This window comes from Klebsiella sp. M041, from assembly GCF_059759695.1.
This window is the reverse complement of the sequence record NZ_JCAXWU010000002.1, coordinates 277,868-296,248: the sequence shown is the minus strand read 5'-3', so window position 1 is coordinate 296,248 and position 18,381 is coordinate 277,868. Positions and strand designations below refer to the sequence as shown.

The 18,381-nt window shown below is 59.9% G+C and carries 19 protein-coding genes; 8 read left to right on the top strand and 11 right to left on the bottom strand.

Annotated elements, in window-relative coordinates:
- Positions 1–59 precede the first annotated feature (59 nt).
- Positions 60–1,253, top strand: a complete 1,194-nt coding sequence (gene nepI, locus AC6CWS_RS03440) for a purine ribonucleoside efflux pump NepI (protein WP_065883499.1) — start codon at positions 60–62, stop codon at positions 1,251–1,253.
- On the opposite strand, the gene phnX is transcribed toward nepI, so the two are convergent.
- Positions 1,250–2,059: a phosphonoacetaldehyde hydrolase gene (gene phnX, locus AC6CWS_RS03435; protein WP_044525083.1), complete on the bottom strand. Its 810-nt coding sequence runs from the start codon at positions 2,057–2,059 to the stop codon at positions 1,250–1,252. The two genes, nepI and phnX, sit on opposite strands and share 4 nt — an antisense overlap.
- A 9-nt stretch (positions 2,060–2,068) precedes the next feature.
- The gene (gene phnW, locus AC6CWS_RS03430) at positions 2,069–3,172 is read right to left on the bottom strand and encodes a 2-aminoethylphosphonate--pyruvate transaminase (RefSeq protein WP_048298587.1); all 1,104 of its coding nucleotides are present in this window, start codon (positions 3,170–3,172) and stop codon (positions 2,069–2,071) included.
- 141 nt (positions 3,173–3,313) lie between these two features.
- Here phnW and phnR point away from each other — a divergent pair, with 141 nt between their 5' ends.
- The 5 genes from phnR to phnV all read left to right on the top strand — a co-directional run bounded on the left by phnR (position 3,314) and on the right by phnV (position 8,001).
- On the top strand, positions 3,314–4,033 hold the full coding sequence (gene phnR, locus AC6CWS_RS03425; protein ID WP_023291430.1) for a phosphonate utilization transcriptional regulator PhnR: 720 nt from the start codon (positions 3,314–3,316) through the stop codon (positions 4,031–4,033).
- Between the two features lie 176 nt (positions 4,034–4,209).
- Entirely contained in the window at positions 4,210–5,223 is a 1,014-nt protein-coding gene (gene phnS / locus AC6CWS_RS03420) for a 2-aminoethylphosphonate ABC transporter substrate-binding protein (protein WP_023291429.1), read from the top strand.
- Between the two features lie 5 nt (positions 5,224–5,228).
- Positions 5,229–6,341 (top strand): 2-aminoethylphosphonate ABC transport system ATP-binding subunit PhnT, encoded by a 1,113-nt coding sequence (gene phnT, locus AC6CWS_RS03415; protein ID WP_032454410.1) that lies wholly within the window; start codon positions 5,229–5,231, stop codon positions 6,339–6,341.
- Positions 6,341–7,201: a 2-aminoethylphosphonate ABC transporter permease subunit gene (phnU, locus tag AC6CWS_RS03410; protein ID WP_032454409.1), complete on the top strand. Its 861-nt coding sequence runs from the start codon at positions 6,341–6,343 to the stop codon at positions 7,199–7,201. The genes phnT and phnU overlap by 1 nt, the downstream gene beginning before the upstream one ends.
- 2 nt (positions 7,202–7,203) lie before the next feature.
- Positions 7,204–8,001, top strand: a complete 798-nt coding sequence (gene phnV / locus AC6CWS_RS03405; RefSeq protein WP_032454408.1) for a 2-aminoethylphosphonate ABC transport system, membrane component PhnV — start codon at positions 7,204–7,206, stop codon at positions 7,999–8,001.
- Between the two features lie 326 nt (positions 8,002–8,327).
- Here the strand turns inward: phnV and AC6CWS_RS03400 are convergent, their stop codons facing one another.
- From AC6CWS_RS03400 to AC6CWS_RS03385, 4 genes are all read right to left on the bottom strand, one after another.
- Positions 8,328–9,707, bottom strand: a complete 1,380-nt coding sequence (locus AC6CWS_RS03400; RefSeq protein WP_080901405.1) for a carbohydrate porin — start codon at positions 9,705–9,707, stop codon at positions 8,328–8,330.
- 145 nt (positions 9,708–9,852) lie between these two features.
- Positions 9,853–10,155: a PTS lactose/cellobiose transporter subunit IIA gene (locus AC6CWS_RS03395; RefSeq protein ID WP_004205145.1), complete on the bottom strand. Its 303-nt coding sequence runs from the start codon at positions 10,153–10,155 to the stop codon at positions 9,853–9,855.
- A 98-nt stretch (positions 10,156–10,253) separates the two neighbouring features.
- The gene (locus AC6CWS_RS03390; protein WP_065882907.1) at positions 10,254–11,576 is read right to left on the bottom strand and encodes a PTS sugar transporter subunit IIC; all 1,323 of its coding nucleotides are present in this window, start codon (positions 11,574–11,576) and stop codon (positions 10,254–10,256) included.
- An 11-nt stretch (positions 11,577–11,587) separates the two neighbouring features.
- Entirely contained in the window at positions 11,588–11,902 is a 315-nt protein-coding gene (locus AC6CWS_RS03385; protein WP_023291423.1) for a PTS sugar transporter subunit IIB, read from the bottom strand.
- On the opposite strand from AC6CWS_RS03385, the gene AC6CWS_RS03380 reads away from it, so the two are divergent.
- Positions 11,895–12,212 carry a hypothetical protein gene (locus tag AC6CWS_RS03380; protein WP_124070018.1) on the top strand — a complete coding sequence of 106 codons (318 nt, stop codon included), beginning with the start codon at positions 11,895–11,897 and terminating at the stop codon, positions 12,210–12,212. The two genes, AC6CWS_RS03385 and AC6CWS_RS03380, sit on opposite strands and share 8 nt — an antisense overlap.
- The gene (locus tag AC6CWS_RS03375) at positions 12,196–13,137 is read left to right on the top strand and encodes a LacI family DNA-binding transcriptional regulator (RefSeq protein WP_065882906.1); all 942 of its coding nucleotides are present in this window, start codon (positions 12,196–12,198) and stop codon (positions 13,135–13,137) included. Before AC6CWS_RS03380 ends, AC6CWS_RS03375 begins: the two co-directional genes overlap by 17 nt.
- Before the next feature lie 64 nt (positions 13,138–13,201).
- Here the strand turns inward: AC6CWS_RS03375 and AC6CWS_RS03370 are convergent, their stop codons facing one another.
- The 5 genes from AC6CWS_RS03370 to AC6CWS_RS03350 all read right to left on the bottom strand — a co-directional run bounded on the left by AC6CWS_RS03370 (position 13,202) and on the right by AC6CWS_RS03350 (position 18,336).
- Entirely contained in the window at positions 13,202–13,492 is a 291-nt protein-coding gene (locus AC6CWS_RS03370; protein ID WP_023291415.1) for a YicS family protein, read from the bottom strand.
- A 106-nt stretch (positions 13,493–13,598) separates the two neighbouring features.
- Positions 13,599–14,501 (bottom strand): EamA family transporter, encoded by a 903-nt coding sequence (locus tag AC6CWS_RS03365; protein ID WP_065882905.1) that lies wholly within the window; start codon positions 14,499–14,501, stop codon positions 13,599–13,601.
- 152 nt (positions 14,502–14,653) lie between these two features.
- A complete protein-coding gene (gene murP / locus AC6CWS_RS03360; protein ID WP_023291414.1) occupies positions 14,654–16,084 on the bottom strand; it encodes a PTS N-acetylmuramic acid transporter subunit IIBC in 1,431 nt (476 codons plus the stop codon).
- Positions 16,085–16,108: 24 nt separating this feature from the next.
- Positions 16,109–17,011 carry an N-acetylmuramic acid 6-phosphate etherase gene (murQ, locus tag AC6CWS_RS03355; RefSeq protein ID WP_065882904.1) on the bottom strand — a complete coding sequence of 301 codons (903 nt, stop codon included), beginning with the start codon at positions 17,009–17,011 and terminating at the stop codon, positions 16,109–16,111.
- A gap of 161 nt (positions 17,012–17,172) precedes the next feature.
- Entirely contained in the window at positions 17,173–18,336 is a 1,164-nt protein-coding gene (locus AC6CWS_RS03350) for a multidrug effflux MFS transporter (protein ID WP_065882903.1), read from the bottom strand.
- Positions 18,337–18,381: the final 45 nt, after the last annotated feature.

Here is an 18,381-nt window from a genome sequence, read left to right as displayed (position 1 = left end):
GCGTCACAAACAAAATGTTACACTGCGCAGCTTTCCGCCACTTTCTTCGCAGGTCACTCATGAGTCATTCAAATGAAGCCAAAACCCACGCACGCGAGCTCGCGCGACCAAACTGGTCGGCAGTTTTCGCGGTTGCTTTCTGCGTCGCCTGCCTGATTACCGTCGAATTTCTACCGGTCAGTCTGCTGACGCCGATGGCGCTGGATTTAGGCATCTCCGAAGGGATGGCCGGGCAGTCGGTGACGACGACGGCATTCGTCGCGATGTTTTCCAGCCTGTTTATCACTTCCGTCATTGGCAAAACCGATCGCCGCTACGTGGTGATCCTCTTTTCGCTGCTGCTGACCCTTTCCTGCCTGTTGGTGTCCTTTGCCGATAGCTTCACCCTGCTGCTGCTGGGACGCGCCTGTCTGGGGCTGGCGCTCGGCGGTTTCTGGGCGATGTCAGCCTCGCTGACCATGCGTCTGGTGCCGATGCGCGTGGTGCCGAAAGCGCTGTCGATTATCTTCGGCGCGGTATCCATCGCGCTGGTGATCGCCGCCCCGTTGGGCAGTTTTCTTGGCGGGCTTATCGGCTGGCGCAACGTGTTTAACGGCGCGGCGGTGATGGGCGTGCTGTGTACGTTCTGGGTGCTGAAAGCGCTGCCGTCGCTGCCGGGTGAATCGGCAGCTCAGCAGCAAAAAATGTTTGGCCTGCTGAAGCGGCCGGGGGTGATGGCCGGCATGTGCGCCATTTTCATGGCTTTTGCCGGACAGTTCGCCTTCTTTACCTATATTCGCCCGGTGTACATGACCCTCGCCGGGTTTGATGTCGATGGCCTGACGCTGGTGCTGCTGAGCTTTGGTATCGCCAGCTTCATCGGCACGTCGCTCTCCTCGGTGCTGCTCAAGCGCTCGGTGAAAGCGGCGCTGGCGATTGCGCCGCTGGTGCTGACCGCCTGCGCGGCGGCGCTGGTGCTGTGGGGGGAAAGCAAAATCGTCGCCTCGACGGTGGCGATCATCTGGGGCTTCGCGTTCGCGCTCATCCCGGTGGGATGGTCAACGTGGATCACCCGTTCCCTCTCCGATCAGGCGGAAAAAGCCGGGTCGATTCAGGTGGCGGTGATCCAGCTGGCCAACACCTGCGGGGCCGCGGTCGGCGGCATTGCGCTTGACCATTTAGGCCTGCTGTCGCCGCTGGTGTTGTCCGGGGTATTGATGCTGTTTACCGGCCTGCTGGTGGCGACCAAAGTGAAGGTGAATTCACCCGCTTAAGGCCGCTCGCCTTTTGCCAGCCGGGCGTTGATATCCGCAATCACCCCCGGCAGGTCCGCCAGGGTATCAACCACATAATGCGCCCCGGCGGCATACAGCTTGCCTGCCGCCCGCTCGCGACGGGTGGCGATTTCCTCTTTCGACATCGCCTGATACGCCTCCCAGGTGGCGCCAAATTCATTTCCCGACACCGCCAGGCCGACGCTCCACATCCCGGCATGTAACCCTTCGCTGATGCCCGGCGCGGCGTCGTCGACCTTCACGCAGTGGGCCACATCGTCTATGCCCAGGGCAATCACGTTCTGCAGCGCCATCCACGGCCCGGGACGCCCGCCGGCGGCAAGGTCATCGGTGGCGACCCAGTGGTCCGGGGCATAGCCCTGGGCGGCGGCGGCTGGAACCAGTTTTTCCATCACCGGGCGCGGATAGCCCGAGCAGGAGCCGATCTTCAGTCCGTCGGCGCGCAGCGCGGCGAGGGTGTCGACCACGCCGGCGATCGGAGCGGAAAAATCGACAACCTTAGCGATTTGCAGCGGCATAAACGCGGCGTAGATCGCATCGATATCAGCGGCCGTCATCGCCCGGCCAAATTTCGCCTGCCAGCGGCTGTCGACCGACGGCAGTTTGCCCAGCGCCTCAATGTGCTGCCATTTGCCAAGCCCCATTGGCACGCGGGCCTCTTCAAGGGTGATCTCAATATCGAAGGCCTGGCGGAAGGCCTCGACGAAAATTTGCGTCGGCGCGAAGGAGCCGAAGTCCACGGTGGTGCCGGCCCAGTCGAGAATGAGTGCGGTGATACGGTTCATGGCGGTTCCTTATTGTTTCCAGTACATGGCGTTGTCGATGGCCGCCAGCAGGGCGGTGATGTCGGCGTCGTAGACTTCGCCGATGTTGCCGATGCGGAAGCAATCGCTTTGCGACACTTTGCCGGGATAGATCACGAAGCCCTGATCTTTCAGCTTCTGGTAGAAGGTGTGAAAGCGATACTGCGGCGCATCCGGTGAATAAAAGGCGGTAATGATCGGCGAGTGCAGGCTGTCGTCGAGCAGCGGCCGGAAGCCGAGCGCGCGCATTCCGGCTACCAGTCGGCGCTGATTGCGGGTATAGCGCTGATGGCGGGCGCTGACGCCGCCCTCCTGGGCCAGCTCTTTCAGCGCCTGGGCGAAGGCCAGCACGGTATGGGTCGGCGAGGTGAAGCGCCACTTGCCGTGGTTATCCTCCATACAGCGCCACTGGGCGTAAAGATCCAGCGACAGCGAGCGCGAGCGGCCTTTGCAGGCGGCCAGCTCCGATTCGCGGGCGATGACGAAGGCGAAGCCCGGCACGCCCTGAATGCACTTGTTGGCAGAGCTTATCAGGTAGTCAATATTCAGCGCGGCGATATCCAGCGGAATGCCGCCGAAGCTGCTCATCGCATCGACGATATAGCGTTTGCCATACTCTTTCGCCAGCGCGGCCACCTCTTCAATCGGGTTGAGCATGCCGGTGGTGGTTTCGCTATGCACCATCGCGATATGGGTGATCGCCGGGTCATCCCGCAGGATCCGCGCGATCGCCGCGGCGTCCGGGCGGACGACTTCGCCGCAGTCGTAAGGGTGGAAGGCGATACCCATCCGCTGCGCCATCTCAATCATGCGCGCGCCATAGGCGCCATTGCTGACGATCAGCACTTTGCCCTGTTCGCCGATGACGCTGCCGAGCACCGCTTCGACCGCGTAGCTGCCGCTGCCCTGCAGCAGCACCGCCGTATACCCGGCGGCCGGGGTGGCCAGCTGCACCAGCTGCTGACGAATGGTCTGTACCACGCCGAGATTGTAATCATCATCCCAGGTGCAGCTATCGAATAACATCGCCTCTTTCACCGTGCGGGAGGTGGTTAGCGGGCCGGGGGTCAGCAGCAGGTAGTTCCGAGAAGTCATTTGTCTCACCATTTGGTCTATACCAGATTGGTATTTATCATGGAGACAAAGCCGGGGCAGGGTCAAAGGAAATGTGGCGCTGCAACAAAAAATTCATCTGGCTATGTATAATGAGCGCACCAAAAGTGGCAGCGAGTAAACATGAAATCACCCTCTGGCGAGATGCCGCAATACCTGATGATTAAGGCGCAGCTGCAGGCGCGTATTCAAAACGGCGCCCTCAAAAGCGGCGATAAATTGCCTTCCGAGCGCGAGCTGTGCGCGTTGTTCAACACGACCCGTATCACCGTGCGCGAGAGCCTGGCGCAGCTGGAGGCCAGCGGCGTGATCTACCGCGCCGACCGCCGCGGCTGGTTTGTGACGCCGGAGCGGCTGTGGCTGGATCCGACGCAGAACACCAACTTCCACAAGCTGTGTCTCGAGCAGGGACGTGAGCCGAAAACGGTGCTGCTTGATGGCCGGTTATCCGCCGTGCCGCTGGATGTGATGGCGCCGCTGGCGCTGCAGCCCTTCGATCAGGTCTACCTGCTGACCCGCCTGCGCTATGCCGACGGGCGTCCGGTGTGCTATTGCGAAAACCACTGCCTGCCGGCCCGGGTGCCGGAGCTGCTGCGCCACGATCTCAACGGCAGTCTGACCGAGATTTATCAGAGCCAGTACGACCTGATCTATACCAGTATGCATTTGTCGTTTTATCCCACCTCCATGCCGCCGCAGGCCGCAGCGGCGTTGGGGGTGATGGAGGGGCGCCCGGCGCTGCTGCTGCGCAGGCTGAATTACGATCAGCACGGGCGTATTCTTGATTACGATATCGAATACTGGCGGCATGACAGCCTGCGGATCGAAGTCGATACCCATTGATTTTATTGCATTAATCCTTCCCGTGTCCCCGGTGGCGTCAGCGTTAACCGGGGCTATGCCTCCCCTCGTTTTAACTCTTTCGACACACTTCTTTCATCGTTTTGTCATAAACCCTCGGTAGCGTGAAGGCAAATCTGGTCTACACCAGAATAACCAACTGCGATGAGGCTAACACGATGAAACTCTCCCGACTTGCCCTGCTGTCCCTGTTCGCGCTGACCAGCTCCCCGGTTTGGGCGGACGGCGTCGTCACGGTTTACTCCGCCGACGGCCTGCATGACGGCGATAACAGCTGGTATCAGAGCCAGTTCGACGCCTTCACCAAAGCGACGGGCATCAAAGTGCAGTATGTGGAAGGCGGCTCCGGCGCGATTGTCGAGCGTCTGGCGAAGGAGCGCACCAATCCGCAGGCCGACGTACTGGTCACGGTGCCGCCGTTTATCCAGCGCGCCGCGAAAGAGCAGCTGCTGGCCACATTTACTCCACAGGGCAGCGCGCAGATCCCTGGCGCCAACGACCGCTATTCGCCGCTGGTGAACAACTATCTGACCTTCATCTATAACGGTCAGTTGCTGAAAACCGCGCCGGCCAGCTGGCAGGATCTGCTGGATAGCCGCTTTAAGAATAAGCTCCAGTATTCCACGCCGGGCCAGGCGGGGGACGGCACCGCGGTGATGCTGCAGGCCTTCCACAGCCTTGGCGGTAAAGACGCTGGCTTTGCCTATCTTGGCAAGCTCCAGGCCAATAACGTCGGCCCATCGGCCTCCACCGGCAAGCTGACGGCGCTGGTCAACAAAGGCGAGCTGTACGTCGCCAACGGCGATCTGCAGATGAACCTGTCGCAGATGGCGCGTAACCCGAACGTGAAAATTTTCTGGCCGGCGGATGATAACGGCGAGCGCAGCGCGCTGGCGCTGCCCTACACCATCGGGCTGGTGCAGAACGGGCCGAACAGCGAAAACGGCAAAAAGCTGATTAATTTCCTGCTGGATAAACCGGCGCAATCCAGCGTCAGCGCGCGCTCCTGGGGCTTACCGGTACGCAACGACGTGGCGCCGGATGACGCTAACTTTAAGGCGGCGCAGGCGGCGCTCGACGGCGTGAAGCGCTGGGAACCCAACTGGGACGACGTTGCGCTTTCTCTCTCGGCGGATATCGCCCGCTGGCATAAAGTGACCGATAGCGAGTAAGCCTGATGTTAATGAAAACGACCGTCACGCCTTCCCCATCGCTGGCGGGGACTTCCGGGATCACCCTGGACTCGCTGCGCGTTTCCTACCACGGCAACGTGGTCTTAAAACCGCTGTCATTGACCATTGAACCCGGTGAGGTGCTGGCGCTGATTGGCCCTTCCGGTTCCGGGAAAACCACCGTGCTGCGGGCGATTGCCGGATTTGTGCAACCGGCTGGCGGGCGGATCCTGATCGGCGACACGGACGTCACCCACCTGCCGCCTTACCAGCGCGGGCTGGCGATGGTGGTGCAGAACTACGCGCTGTTTCCCCATATGAAGGTGGAAGACAACGTCGCCTTCGGCCTGCGGGCGCAAAAGCAGCCCAGGGCGCTGATCGCCGGGCGGGTGACTGAAGCCTTAAAAATCGTTGGTATGGCGGACTACGCCACCCGCTATCCGCATCAGCTTTCCGGCGGCCAGCAGCAGCGCGTCGCGATAGCCCGCGCCATTGCCGTGCGTCCTCGGGTGTTGTTGCTTGATGAACCGCTGTCGGCGCTGGATGCGCAAATTCGTCATAACATGGTGGAAGAGATTGCCCGTCTGCACCGCGAACTGCCGGAGCTGACCATCCTCTACGTCACCCACGATCAGACCGAAGCGCTCACTCTGGCGGATAAAATCGGCATTATGAAAGACGGGTCGCTGATCGCCCATGGCGAAACGCACGAGCTGTACCACTATCCGCCGAACCGCTTTAGCGCCGAATTCCTCGGCCGCGCCAATATCCTGCAGGCGACGGCGCTGACCGATAGTCTTCAGCCGGGTCTGGTTAACGTGAGCTGCGGCGGCGGCCTGGTTAACGCCTTCAGCCGGGGCGGGCTGCATGGCAACAACAAGCTGTTATGCATTCGCCCGCAGCATATGAGCCTGGCGCCGCGATCGGCAACCAGTAATCGCCTCAACGCCACCCTGACTTCGGTACACTGGCAGGGCGATCTGACGCATCTGCTGTGCGACGTCGCGGGCGAAGCGGTGCGGATCGTCATGACTCACGTCAACCCCCTGCCGCGCGCGGGCGACAAGCTGGCGCTCTACTTCGAACCTGGCGATGCGGTTCTGATCGAGGAGCAATGATGGCGCAAACCTTAATCCTTACGCGCCCGGCGCGAAACCTGCGCCCTTACCTGTGGCTGGCGTTGCCGCTATTGGTGCTGGCGACGCTGTTTTTCTATCCGCTGTTGCTGATCGCCGAACAGGCGCTGCGCGACGCCAGCGGCAACCTGAGCCTCGAAACCTTCTGGCAGGTGATTGACTCAAAACGCTTTATTGGCGCGCTGCTCAATACCTTACAGATTGCGGTGTTCGCTACCCTTGGCTGCCTGGTGCTCGGCAGCGTTTTGGCGCTGATTCTGGTTTTTATTCCGTTCCCCGGCAGCCAGCTGATTTGCCGGGTGATCGATACTTTTATTGCGCTGCCGACCTTCCTTATCACTCTTGCGTTCACCTTTATTTACGGCTCGGCGGGGCTGCTCAACGGCGCCCTGATGGCGCTGTTCGCCTTTGAACTGCCGCCGGTGGACTTCCTCTATTCGATTAACGGCGTGATCCTGGCGGAGATCACCGTCTTTACGCCGCTGGTGATGCGCCCGTTGATGGCCGGACTGCGGCAGATCGATAAGAGTCAGCTGGAAGCGGCGAGTATTCTTGGCGCTCACCCGCTGCGGGTGATGACCCAGGTTATCTTCCCGGCGGCGCTGCCGGCGCTGATGGCGGGGGGCAGCCTGTGCCTGCTGTTGACCACTAACGAGTTCGGTATCGTGCTGTTTATCGGCGCCAAAGGGGTCAATACCCTGCCGATGATGGTCTACAGCAAGGCGATTCTGGAGTCGGATTACAGCGTGGCCTGCATGATCGCGCTGATGAATATTCTGCTGTCGCTGGGGCTGTTTATGCTCTATCGGCTGGCGGCGGCGCGCACTGGCGTAAGGAGTTAACGATGTTGATTTGGTCGCGTAAAGGCCGCGCGGCGGCGGGCGCGCTGGCGGTGACGCTCTTTGCCGGCATCTTCCTGCTGCCGCTGGCGGTAATTTTGCTCTCCAGCCTGAGCCAGCAGTGGAACGGCCTGCTGCCCACCGGCTTTACCTTTGCCCACTTTGTTAACGCTTTTCGCGGCGCGGCGTGGGATTCGCTGTTTTCCAGCCTGATGGTGGGCTTCTGCGCCAGCCTGCTGGCGCTGCTGTGCGGGATGTGGGCGGCGCTGGCGCTGCGCCAGACGGGCGCGAAGCTGCAGAAATATCTTGGGTTGATGTTTTATCTGCCCAGCGCCATCCCCTCGGTTTCCGTGGGACTGGGCATTCTGGTGGCCTTCAGCCAGGGGCCGCTGCAGATGAATGGCACCTTCTTTATCGTCCTGGCGGCGCATTTCGTGCTGATCTCGGCCTTTACCTTCAGCAACGTGACCACCGGGCTGGCGCGAATTTCCGCTGATATTGAAAACGTCGCCTCCAGCCTGGGCGCTTCCCCGTGGTACCGCCTGCGCCATGTGACGCTGCCGCTGATGACGCCATGGATGATCTCGGCGCTGGCGCTGAGTTTATCGCTGTCGATGGGGGAGTTGGGAGCGACGGTGATGATCTATCCGCCGGGCTGGACCACCCTGCCGGTGACCATTTTCAGCCTGACCGATCGCGGTAATATCGCCGATGGCTCGGCGCTGACCATCGTGCTGGTGGGCGTCACGCTGCTGTTGATGATGAAGCTGGAGCGCATCGCCCGTCGTTTGTGTCAGAGATAAAGAGTGGATGTCGTCATGCGGGGCTGGCGCCTGACCGCCCGGCGGCGCTGCGCTTGCCGGGCCTGGGGGAGATATCCCGTAGTCCGCTTCAGAAACGTAGGCCGGATAAGGCATTTATGCCGCCATCCGGCACTACCGCGGGTATGGAGCTTGAAGTGTCCTGCCCGGCGGCGCTGCGCTTGCCGGGCCTACAGGGGGAGCCCGCAGGAAGGAACGTAGGCCGGATAAGGCATGTATGCCGCCATCCGGCATAAATGGAGCGCACCAGTCGTAGCCCGGCTAAGCGTAGCGCCAGCCGGGAACGCTCCTTCGACAACGCTATCGCATCAGAACCACGCCTCAAACATCCCGCCGACGTTCAGCGAATCCAGCTGCTGGTCTTTGGTGCCGTTGACCTTCGCGGTATGCTCGTTGTCCACCTGACCGCCAGTCACGTAGAAGCGCAGCATCGGACGGAACTCCGGCCCCATGCCGATGGCGATGTTCTGCGACAGCGTCAGCTTCCAGCCGTGGTTATCCCCGCCCTGGTCGTAGTCCACGCGCTGGTAGCCCGCTTCCAGCCAGGTGGAGTGCACGTCGTTCCAGAAGTACATCGGCCGCACGATGGCGCCGTAGTTTTTGCGGTTGTCGGTATTATCTTTGCCGTTGTCATAGTCGTGGAAGGCCAGCAGATATTCCACCTGCGCCTGCTGGGTGAACTTATGGCTGCCCTCGAAGCTGGCGTAGACCGTGGTCAGGTCGTCGGTTTTGTTGTAGACGCTGTTATCCGAGTTGTCGGAGTAGCGCAGGATCACCTTGTTCACTCCGCTGTCGTTGGTGTGGCTCAGCACCAGGCCGCCCTGCCAGGCTTCGAGACGCGCGTCGCTGTCCACCGCCTTCGAGTCAAAGCCGTAGTTGGCGTACACCTCGACGTCGATCGGCCCGGCCTTGATGTTGTGGGTTTTGGTGGTCAGCGCGTAGTGGCCGTTGTCCCCGGTGTCGGAGCTGCCGGTACAGGTGATGCGCGACGGGTTGGTCTCGTCGGCCATCACTTCCGGGCTACAGGATTTCACCTGCGACACCGCCGCCACGTCGAACTGCACGCCGCCGATATCGAAGTTCTTCACCCCGGCGCCCTGGCCGTCGTGGTTCATCCAGAAGTAGTCGTTGATCCCCTGTTGCGGACGCTGGTGGAAGTCGCGGCCGGCCCAGATATAGGCGTTGGGGTTGGATTCCAGCACGTTGGTGACGCCGACGTAGGCCTTCTTCAGGTTAACCTCGTCGCTCCAGTGGTCGAACATGACGTTGAGATCCCAGATAGCCCCCTGCGCGCTTTTGAAGGCTTTACTGATCTGGAATTCGCCGCCGTTGCTTTCGTTGCCCAGACGGCCGATCGCCGAGGCGCCGTTATAGGAGCCGTCGACGCCGACATATTTCTGGTCGCCGGTCTGGAAATGGGCGCCATAGCGGGCATAGCCGCTGAACTTGAGGCCGAACGGAATGGCCATATCCGGCGAGGCGGCGGTGGTCTGCGGGTTGGTAATGACGTCGACCTTTTTGTCGGCCGCGGCGTCAATTTTCGCCTGGCGGTCGGCCAGCGCTTTATCAACGGCTTTGGCGACGATGGCGTCGATCTGTTCCTGAGTAAATTCTTGCGCCATTACGGAAATTGGGCACAGCGCGGCGACAACCGCCATGGCTAAAGGCAGTTTTTTCACAGTATTCATGGTTATCTCGCTTTAATAATTAATATATTTCAGATAATAACCATCCCATTCTGGCTAAAATAAATAACCAAAATAAGCTGATTTGTTTTTTTAGGGTACAGCGACGCCGGAGAGAAATATTCTCGCTGACGTTATTCCATATTAATTAACGCTGGTACAGATGGATTAATTCTTCTGAGAACTCGCGGGCCAGCAGCGAATTCATCAGATGATCCTGGGCATGTACCATAATAAGCGTCATAGGCTGACGCGCTTCACCGGCATCCTGCTCGATGAGCTGTGTCTGCATCTGATGCGCCCGGCGGGCGTAACCGTCGGCCTCATTTAAGAGTAAACGCGCTTCGTCGATATTTCCGGTTCGGGCCGCATGCAGCGCTTCAAAACATAATGAGCGTGACTGTCCCGCATTGACGATAATTTCCATTACCGCATCTTCTAATTCAATCATGTGTATTCCTGAGGTCTTTATTATTTAATAATGCAGTGAAAGTCCTTTTTCTGCATTATGACGCTGTCATCATATTATCTCTCCGGGGCGGAGAGGAATTAGCTAACGGTTTCTGCCACCGGAACGCTATTTTTGGTTTTCTCAACTTCGGTTTTCATTAAGGAACGTTCATAGGCGCGCAGGAACGGCAGGTAAATCACCGCCGACATCACCATGCAGATAAGGCACATCACTACCGGGCTCAGCGTCCAGTTAGCCGCCCACGAGGCGCCAATCGGTGCCGGCGTGGTCCACGGAGTGAGAGACACCACCTGGCTCAGCCAGCCAAGACGCGTCGCGCCGTAAGCCAGCACCGCGTTGACCATCGGTACGCAGACGAAGGGGATAAACATCATCGGGTTCATGATGATCGGCGCCCCGAACAGGATCGGCTCGTTGATATTAAAGAAGCTCGGCACGATGCTCATCTTGCCGATGGTGCGCAGATGAGTGGCCCGGCTACGCAGCAGCAGGAAGGCCAGCGGCAGGGTCGAACCGACGCCGCCAATCAGCAGATAGTGATCCCAGAAACCCTGCAGATAGACGTGCGGCAGCACCGTGCCGGCCGCCAGCGCCGCCTGGTTTGCCGACAGGTTGGCCATCCAGAACGGGTTCATAATGCCGGTGACAATCAGCGAGCCGTGGATCCCGGCGAACCAGAAAATCTGGCACATCAGAACGGAGAGCAAAATCGCCGGCAGCGAGTCGGAGGCGGAAACCAGCGGCTCCAGCAGATGCATGATCGCCTGCGGCAGGATCATCCCGGTCTGCGCTTCGATAAACAGGTTCAGCGGATGCAAAGTACCAATCACCACCAGCACCGGGATCAGGATTTCAAATGAACGGGCGACGCCGGTCGGCACCTCTTTCGGCAGACGGATGGTGATGTTGTTTTGCTTCAGCCACGCGTAGACGCGGGTGGAGTAGATGGCGGTGATCAGGGCGGTAAAAATGCCCTGGCCGGACAGATACTGAGTGGAAATTTTACCATCGGCATAGGGCGCGGCGACCAGCAGGAAGGCCATAAACGCCAGCAGACCGGACATCACCGGATCGAGCTGAAACTGACGACCGAGGCTGGCGCCAATGCCGACCGAGATAAAGAAGGTCATTACGCCCATGCTGAGGTTAAACGGCAGCATCAGCTGTTCGCGGTAGTGCTGGGAGAAATCGAGCCAGCCGCGGGCAAAGCCGTTGGTGGTATCGGGTGAAAACGGCGGAAAGATAAATACCAGCATGAAAGAGCCGATGATCATAAACGGCAATGCGGCAGTGAAGCCATCGCGGATAGCGATAACATATTTCTGCTGCCCAAGGCGTCCTGCCAGCGGAGTAATAGATTGCTCGATCACGGCAATCATGGACTGATACAGAGAACTCATTTCAACACCTCTCAGTGCGCCGCTGGGATCAGCGACAGAGCATAATTCAGGACGTTGTCTCCCCGCTGCATGCCGTAGTCCATCGTATCGATGGGCTGAACCGGAATGTTCAGGGAAGCCGCTTTGTCAGACAGGGTTTTCAACATGTATTTCACCTGGGGGCCAAGCAACACCACCTGATACTGCGGAAACTGGATGTCAAATTCGGAAACGCCATAGGCGTCAATCTGCACCGGCAGATCACGTTCATTCGCCGCCTCCACCATCTTTCTGACCAGCAGACTGGTGGACATTCCGGCAGAACAGCACAGCATAATCTTGTACATCGACGACCATCCTCAAAATGTAAAAAGTTATTGCGTGGATGATTTGATATCAGACGGAAACCGGTTTCCATTTATAAAAAGCAGAACTGTGATAGTGGTCAAGATCTCCTGCTTATGGGGCGGATTTATTGGATTTGGCTCACATTATTCTGTCGATTTGGCGATGTTTTGCGCTGAAATGGAAAATCGGTTTCCAAACAAATGGCGAAATGGATATACTGCGCTGGTCATAATTGAAGCGATTCAGGTTTACGGGATTTTAGCGGGGCGCGGCGCCCGCGCAGGGGAAAATGATGTCGACAATCAATGATGTTTCACGACTTGCCGGGGTTTCCAAAGCCACGGTGTCGCGAGTGTTGAGCGGCTCACGTGGCGTGAAGGAGGCCAGTCGTCAGGCGGTGCTGCAGGCGGCGGAAACGCTCAATTACCGGCCAAACATGATAGCCCAGTCGTTGCTTAGCCAGTCCACCGGCTGCATCGGCGTCATCTGCGCCCAGGACAATATCAATCAAACCACCAGCTATCTCTACGCCCTGGAAAAACAGCTCAGCCAGCACCAGAAGCACCTGCTGCTGCGCTTCGCCAACACCAGCAGCGGCGTGATGAACTCGCTGGAGGAGTTGACCTGCGGGCTGTGCGATAACGTGCTGATCATCGGCGCGCGTTTTCCTCTGAATATTAACCGCCCGGACGTGGTGCTGGTGGACTGCCTCGACAGCGAGGGCGAAAACAGCATTCAGTTCGATCACGCCTTCGCCGCCGAAACCGCCTGTCACTATCTGATAAGCCAGGGCAGAAGGCAGATTGCGCTGATCCATCCCCAGAGCAGCGGCTTCGCCGATCAGGTGCTGCTGGGCTACAAGCACGCGCTGGAAAAAAACTTTTTGCCGTTTAATCGCAATCTGGTGTTTTTGGATAACACCTCGCCGTCGGTGGCGGTGCAGGAGCTGGTCAATAACGCCACGACGCTGAACTTTAATGCGCTGCTGGTGAGCGATGAACAGCAGGCGCAGCGCGTGGTGCCGCAGCTGCAGGCGTTTAACCGCGCCGTTCCGCAAAATGTGATGGTGTTTAGCCTCGCCGGATCGTTACAGCTGCCCGGTATCCCGACTATCCCGGCGATTGAATATTCCATGGACGCGATGGCGTCGCGGATCGTCAACTGGTTGACCGCGAAAACGGACAACCCGGGCGGCAGCCCGCTGCGCGGCGATTTAATTATTCCGAAGCACTAAACGCAGCACTCACCGAGATCTCCCGCCGTCTGTCCACGACAGGACGGCGGTCATGCCGAGATGGCTATTTGGCCGGACAGACGATTTTGTCGATCGCGGCCTGGTAGCTTTTCTGGTTATTGCGCTCTTTCGCCAGCGTTGCTTCGCGGACCGCGTTCTTGTTGCCGTCGGTCGCCAGCACGTTATTGGCAAAATCGTTGTCGCTGAGGTGGCTTGCTGGCGCGCATTTTTCCTTCACCGCTTTAAGCACCTGCTGCTTTTGCTGTTCGAACTGCAGGCTTTGCAGCGGTGATTCAGCCCACGCCGACGTGGCGCTCAGGGCGGTGACCAGGCATACCATCCAACATGCTTTCATCAGGCTTCTCCTTCCGTAATCGCTTCCGTCAACTATATGCGCAGGCGGGCAAACACGCAAATAGCGGTTAATTTAACTTGTTGAAAAGGCGTTTGTTATCATCGCCTCAGGCGGCTCTCACCCGCCGCCGCGAGTCGATGGCGATCAGCACCACCGAGGCCAGGATCAGCAGAGTGCCCAGCCAGTCCGGCAGCGTGAAGGTGATCCCCAGCAGCAGAAGCGACAGCAGGGCGCTGCTCAGCGGTTCGGCACAGCTGAGGATCCCGGCTTTGGCGCCGCCAATCTTCTGCGCGCCGTTAAGATAAAGGCTGAAGGTCAGCGAAGTACCGATCACCACCAGGTAGAAAAAGGCTAACAGCAGGCTGCCGTTAACCACAAAATCGGTGCCCTGGCCGCCATAAAACGGCAGCAGAATCGCGCCGCCGAACAGCATGCTCCATCCCACGATCGGCAGCGTCCCGTAGCGGGCAATCAGCGACGAGGGATAGGTGGTATAAAACGCGGCGGCAAACGCCGAGGCGATCCCCCAGAACAGCGCCGCCGGCGAAATCGACAGCGTCGTCGGGTTGCCGTGGGTCACCAGCAGAAAGGTGCCAGCCAGCGAGGTGCAGATAGCCCCCAGCACCAGCGGAGTGGGACGCGCTTTACGGGCGAGGGCGAACCAGGCGACGATGATCGTCGGGGACAGGAACTGCAGCACCGTGGCCGTGGCGGCATTCGATTTTTCAATGGTCATCAGAAAGGTGAACTGCACGGTTAACGCGCCAAACAGCGAGAAAAACAGCAGGCTGAAGGCGTCGCGGCGGTTTTGCAGCACGCGGAAAATGCGGTCGCCGTGAACAAAGCCGAGCATCAACAGGATCATCCCGGCGAACAGCAGACGCGTCATGGTCAGAAACGGCGACGACATCTGGCTTTCCTGCATAATAAACTGCGCGCACACCCCGGAACTGCCCCACAGCACGGCGGCAATCAGTACGTTCAGCATCCCTTTTTTGCTGGAGCCCATCTTTTCCTCTGGCGAAATATGACAAAGGGGAATCATAGCATGCGCCCGCCCGGGGCGGCGGGGCAGGAAATGGTAGTCGGGCGCGGCGGTACAACTATTTTGCAGGCCCGGTAAGGCGAAGCCGCCGCCGGGCATTAACCGACAATCGCGTTCTAACTTAAATCGACATTTTTACTGCCGAACAGCCAGGTGAGCGCAAAGCCGCACAGGTAGGAGACCGCCAGTCCGCCGGCGTAGACCGCCATCCCGGCGTAAATCCCGCTGCCGGAGGTCATCAGCGGCAGCGCCACCAGTCCGGACGGACCAAACACCGTGTTCAGGCCGACCGGCAGCCCCAGCCAGGCGATCAGCCCGACGAAGAAGCCGCCGCAGGCGCCGCCGAGGCAAGCGGTGACAAACGGCTTCATCCGCGGCAGGGTGACGCCGTAGATTAGCGGCTCGCCAATCCCGAGGAAGCCCGGAATAATTGCCCCCTTAATCTGGGTTCGCAGCAGCGAATCGCGCTTCGCCCGCCAGAACAGCGCCAGCGCCGCCCCCACCTGCCCGGCCCCGGCCATCGCCAGGATTGGGAACAGCGAGTTAAAGCCCTGGGCATCCACCAGCGCAAAATAGACCGGGACAAACCCCTGATGGACGCCGAACATCACCGCCAGTAGGAACAGACCGGCCAGCACCGCCGAGCCAAACGGATTGCCGTTAAGATGCAGGAACAGCCACGACATGCCGGTAAACAACCAGCCGCCAATCGGCATGATCACCGTAAAGGTCACCGCGCCCATGATCAGCAGCGTCACCGCCGAGGTGAGGATCATATCGAGGTTGGCCGGCATGACCCGCCGCACCTGGCGTTCAACCCACGCCCCAAGGATGGCGGCGATCAATACGCCGATGATATTGCCGCGCGGATCGATACCGTGGCCGAAGAAGGTGGAGATCCCGGCGTAGACGCCGCTGGTCGCCTCCGGGTTGTAGCCCAGCACGAACAGTGAGGCGATAATCGCGCCGTTCACGCCGGAGCCGCCGAACGCCTTCTGGGCGTTATAGCCAATCAGGATACTCAGGAAGGTGAACATCCCTTTGCTGAATACCTTCATATAGCCAATCAGCGCCACCAGGCTGGCGTTCGGATGGGCGTTCTCCAGCACGAAAACCTGTTCCGCCAGGGTGGCGAAGCCCAGCAGCAGCCCGACGGCGATAAAGCCGGGGATCAGCGGCGTAAAAATGGTGGCGAATTTGGCGAGAAACTTCTGCACCGCGCTGGTCTGCTTGCCCTTCAGCGCCTGTTTTTTCTCCGCCGCGACGTCGGCCAGCGTCGGCGCGGCGGGCGCCTCCTCCAGCAGGCCGTTCATCATCTCGGCGGCGGTTTGCGCCTTGCCGGGGCCGAGCACCACCTGGAACTGCTCGTCGCTGACGATCACCCCCATCACGCCGTCAATCTGGCGGATGGCGGCGGTGTCGGCCAGGCCTTCATCGCGCAGGGTCAAGCGCAGGCGCGTCATGCAGTTGCCTGCCTGCGCGACGTTAGCGGCGCCGCCTGCGTGGGCGAGGATCCGCGCTATCATCTCTTTCGTTATTTTTGCCATTGCCCGTTACCTGTCTGTCGGCGCTCAGGTGTTGCTGAGCGCCTTGCGGATGTAGCCGTTGTTTTTCGCCAGCAGCGACTGCGCCTCTTCGGCGCTTAAGTCCGCCAGCACCATCACGATCGCCGTTTTACAGTGGCGGCCGCAGGCCTCCAGCGCCTTCTGGGCAGTGGGACGATCGCAGTCGGTCGCCTCCATCACGATGGAAACCTGGCGCTCAATCAGCTTGGCGTTGGTCGCTTCGACGTCGACCATCAGGTTGCTGTAGACCTTGCCGACGCGAATCATCGCCCCGGTGGAGATCATGTTCAGCACCAGCTTCTGCGCGGTACCGGCTTTCAGGCGGGTCGAGCCGGTCACTACCTCCGGGCCGACCACCGGGGTGATGGCGACGTCCGCCAGCTGAGCCATTTCGCCATGCGGGTTACAGCTGACGATGGCGACAAAGGCATTCTGACGATGGGCATACTCCATGGCGCCAATGACGTACGGCGTGCGTCCGCTGGCCGCCAGCCCCACCAGTACATCGCGGTTGCTGAAGTTCAGGTTCTGCAGATCCATCGCCCCCTGCGCTTTGTTGTCTTCCACGTTTTCCACGGCGCTGAGAATCGCTTTATGTCCGCCGGCGATGATCCCCACCACCTGCTCCGGGCGGGTGCCAAAAGTCGGCGGGCATTCGCTGGCATCGAGGATCCCCAGACGCCCTGAGGTGCCAGCGCCGATATAAATCAAGCGGCCACCGGCCTGCAGCGCCGTCGCGACCTTATCCACCACCTCGGCAATCTGCGGCAGATAGGGCGTAATCGCCTGGGCCACCTGCTGGTCTTCCTGGTTTATCACCGTCAGCATCTCGAGGGTGGAAAGGGTGTCAATGTTGGCGCTGTTGGCGTTGCGTCGCTCGGTCAGCAGTTTGCTCAGGTCAATACTCATAGAAACCTCGTTATTCTCAGTCGTGCGCAGTATAAGGAATTATTTATTCCTTGCCTGTGAAGAGTATCACGATTAGTTCGAGGAGAATAATATGAGAGTTGTAGAGATGGCGGGAAATAGTGCGGTAATCAAGGTGGAATATTTTATTACCGCACCTGCGTTTAGCGCGCGCCGCGCGGCTGGCTGAGCCCCATCAGCAGCGCCAGCAGGTAGCAGATCGCCATCGCGAGGCTCATCTTCAGCATCGTTTCGCCGCCGAGGCCCGCCAACGGCGCGGCGATGCCGCCGAAAACAAACATCAGGGTGCCCATCAGCGCGGACGCGGTCCCGGACTGGGCGGCGTCGACGGCGCTCATCGCTTCCGCGCCGGCGACGGTACTGATGCCGCTCATCAGCGACACGGTAAAAAACAGGCCGACCAGCGCCAGAACCGGCAGCTGCAGCCAGGCAAACAGCAGCATGATCGCCGCGCAGCCCACTGCCAGCGTCAGGCCGCCGCGCAGCAGGCCTTCGGCGCTGAAGCGGCGCGCCAGACGGGAAAAGATCATCGCCGCGATAATCAGCCCGATACCGTTCAGACCAAACAGCAGGCTGAACTGCATGGCGCTCATGCCGTATTCGCTCTGCATTACGAAGGAAGAGGAGCCGATGTAGGAGAACAGCCCGGCCATCATAAACGCCTGAATCAGGCAGAAGCGCAGAAAACGACGATTCTTCAGCACCGGCTGGCCGGGCCGCTGGCGGGCGGCATGGGTCGCCGCGGCCGGGCGCGTTTCCCGCAGGATAGTCAGGCTCATGACCAGCAGCGCGCCGCCAATGGCGGCCATCGTCCAGAAGAGAATTCGCCAGTCGAAGGCGGTGATCACGTAGCCGCCCAGCACCGGGGACAGGACCGGCGCAATGCCGTTCACCGTCATCAGCAGGGCGAAAAACTGGGTCAGCAGGGTGCCCTGGTATTTATCGCGGGCGATGGAGCGCGACAGCACCGAGCCGCCGGCGCCGGCGAAGCCCTGTAAAAAGCGCCAGACAATCAGCATGTTGATATCCTGGGTCAGGGCGCACATCGCCGAAGAGAAGATAAACAACAGCAGGGACAGCGCCAGCGGTTTCAGGCGGCCAATCCGGTCGCTCAGCGGGCCGAAAAACAGCTGACCCAGGCCGAGGCCAATCAGCGCGGCGGTCAGCGACAGCTGGGTCTGAGTGCTGGTGGCCTGCAGCTGCTGAGTGATCTCCGGCAGCGCCGGCAGATAAAAATCCGTGCACAGCGGCCCAATGCCCGATAGCAGGCCGAGGATCAGCGCCCAGGAGAGGGAAACACGTGGCATAACGATTCCTTACAGAAGCCGGGCGCGGTCGCCCGGCGGGTGAAA

Bases quoted from the DNA above. Each gene is read 5' to 3' on its own strand.
- AC6CWS_RS03370 (WP_023291415.1), bottom strand. From the start codon at position 13,492: ATGAAAGCATGTTGGATGGTATGCCTGGTCACCGCCCTGAGCGCCACG.
- AC6CWS_RS03385 (WP_023291423.1), bottom strand. From the start codon at position 11,902: ATGTACAAGATTATGCTGTGCTGTTCTGCCGGAATGTCCACCAGTCTG.
- AC6CWS_RS03375 (WP_065882906.1), top strand. From the start codon at position 12,196: ATGTCGACAATCAATGATGTTTCACGACTTGCCGGGGTTTCCAAAGCC.
- AC6CWS_RS03350 (WP_065882903.1), bottom strand. From the start codon at position 18,336: ATGCCACGTGTTTCCCTCTCCTGGGCGCTGATCCTCGGCCTGCTATCG.
- AC6CWS_RS03395 (WP_004205145.1), bottom strand. From the start codon at position 10,155: ATGATTGAATTAGAAGATGCGGTAATGGAAATTATCGTCAATGCGGGA.
- murP (WP_023291414.1), bottom strand. From the start codon at position 16,084: ATGGCAAAAATAACGAAAGAGATGATAGCGCGGATCCTCGCCCACGCA.
- nepI (WP_065883499.1), top strand. From the start codon at position 60: ATGAGTCATTCAAATGAAGCCAAAACCCACGCACGCGAGCTCGCGCGA.
- phnS (WP_023291429.1), top strand. From the start codon at position 4,210: ATGAAACTCTCCCGACTTGCCCTGCTGTCCCTGTTCGCGCTGACCAGC.
- phnT (WP_032454410.1), top strand. From the start codon at position 5,229: ATGTTAATGAAAACGACCGTCACGCCTTCCCCATCGCTGGCGGGGACT.
- phnU (WP_032454409.1), top strand. From the start codon at position 6,341: ATGGCGCAAACCTTAATCCTTACGCGCCCGGCGCGAAACCTGCGCCCT.
- AC6CWS_RS03400 (WP_080901405.1), bottom strand. From the start codon at position 9,707: ATGAATACTGTGAAAAAACTGCCTTTAGCCATGGCGGTTGTCGCCGCG.
- phnX (WP_044525083.1), bottom strand. From the start codon at position 2,059: ATGAACCGTATCACCGCACTCATTCTCGACTGGGCCGGCACCACCGTG.
- AC6CWS_RS03390 (WP_065882907.1), bottom strand. From the start codon at position 11,576: ATGAGTTCTCTGTATCAGTCCATGATTGCCGTGATCGAGCAATCTATT.
- phnV (WP_032454408.1), top strand. From the start codon at position 7,204: ATGTTGATTTGGTCGCGTAAAGGCCGCGCGGCGGCGGGCGCGCTGGCG.
- phnR (WP_023291430.1), top strand. From the start codon at position 3,314: ATGAAATCACCCTCTGGCGAGATGCCGCAATACCTGATGATTAAGGCG.
- AC6CWS_RS03365 (WP_065882905.1), bottom strand. From the start codon at position 14,501: ATGGGCTCCAGCAAAAAAGGGATGCTGAACGTACTGATTGCCGCCGTG.
- murQ (WP_065882904.1), bottom strand. From the start codon at position 17,011: ATGAGTATTGACCTGAGCAAACTGCTGACCGAGCGACGCAACGCCAAC.
- phnW (WP_048298587.1), bottom strand. From the start codon at position 3,172: ATGACTTCTCGGAACTACCTGCTGCTGACCCCCGGCCCGCTAACCACC.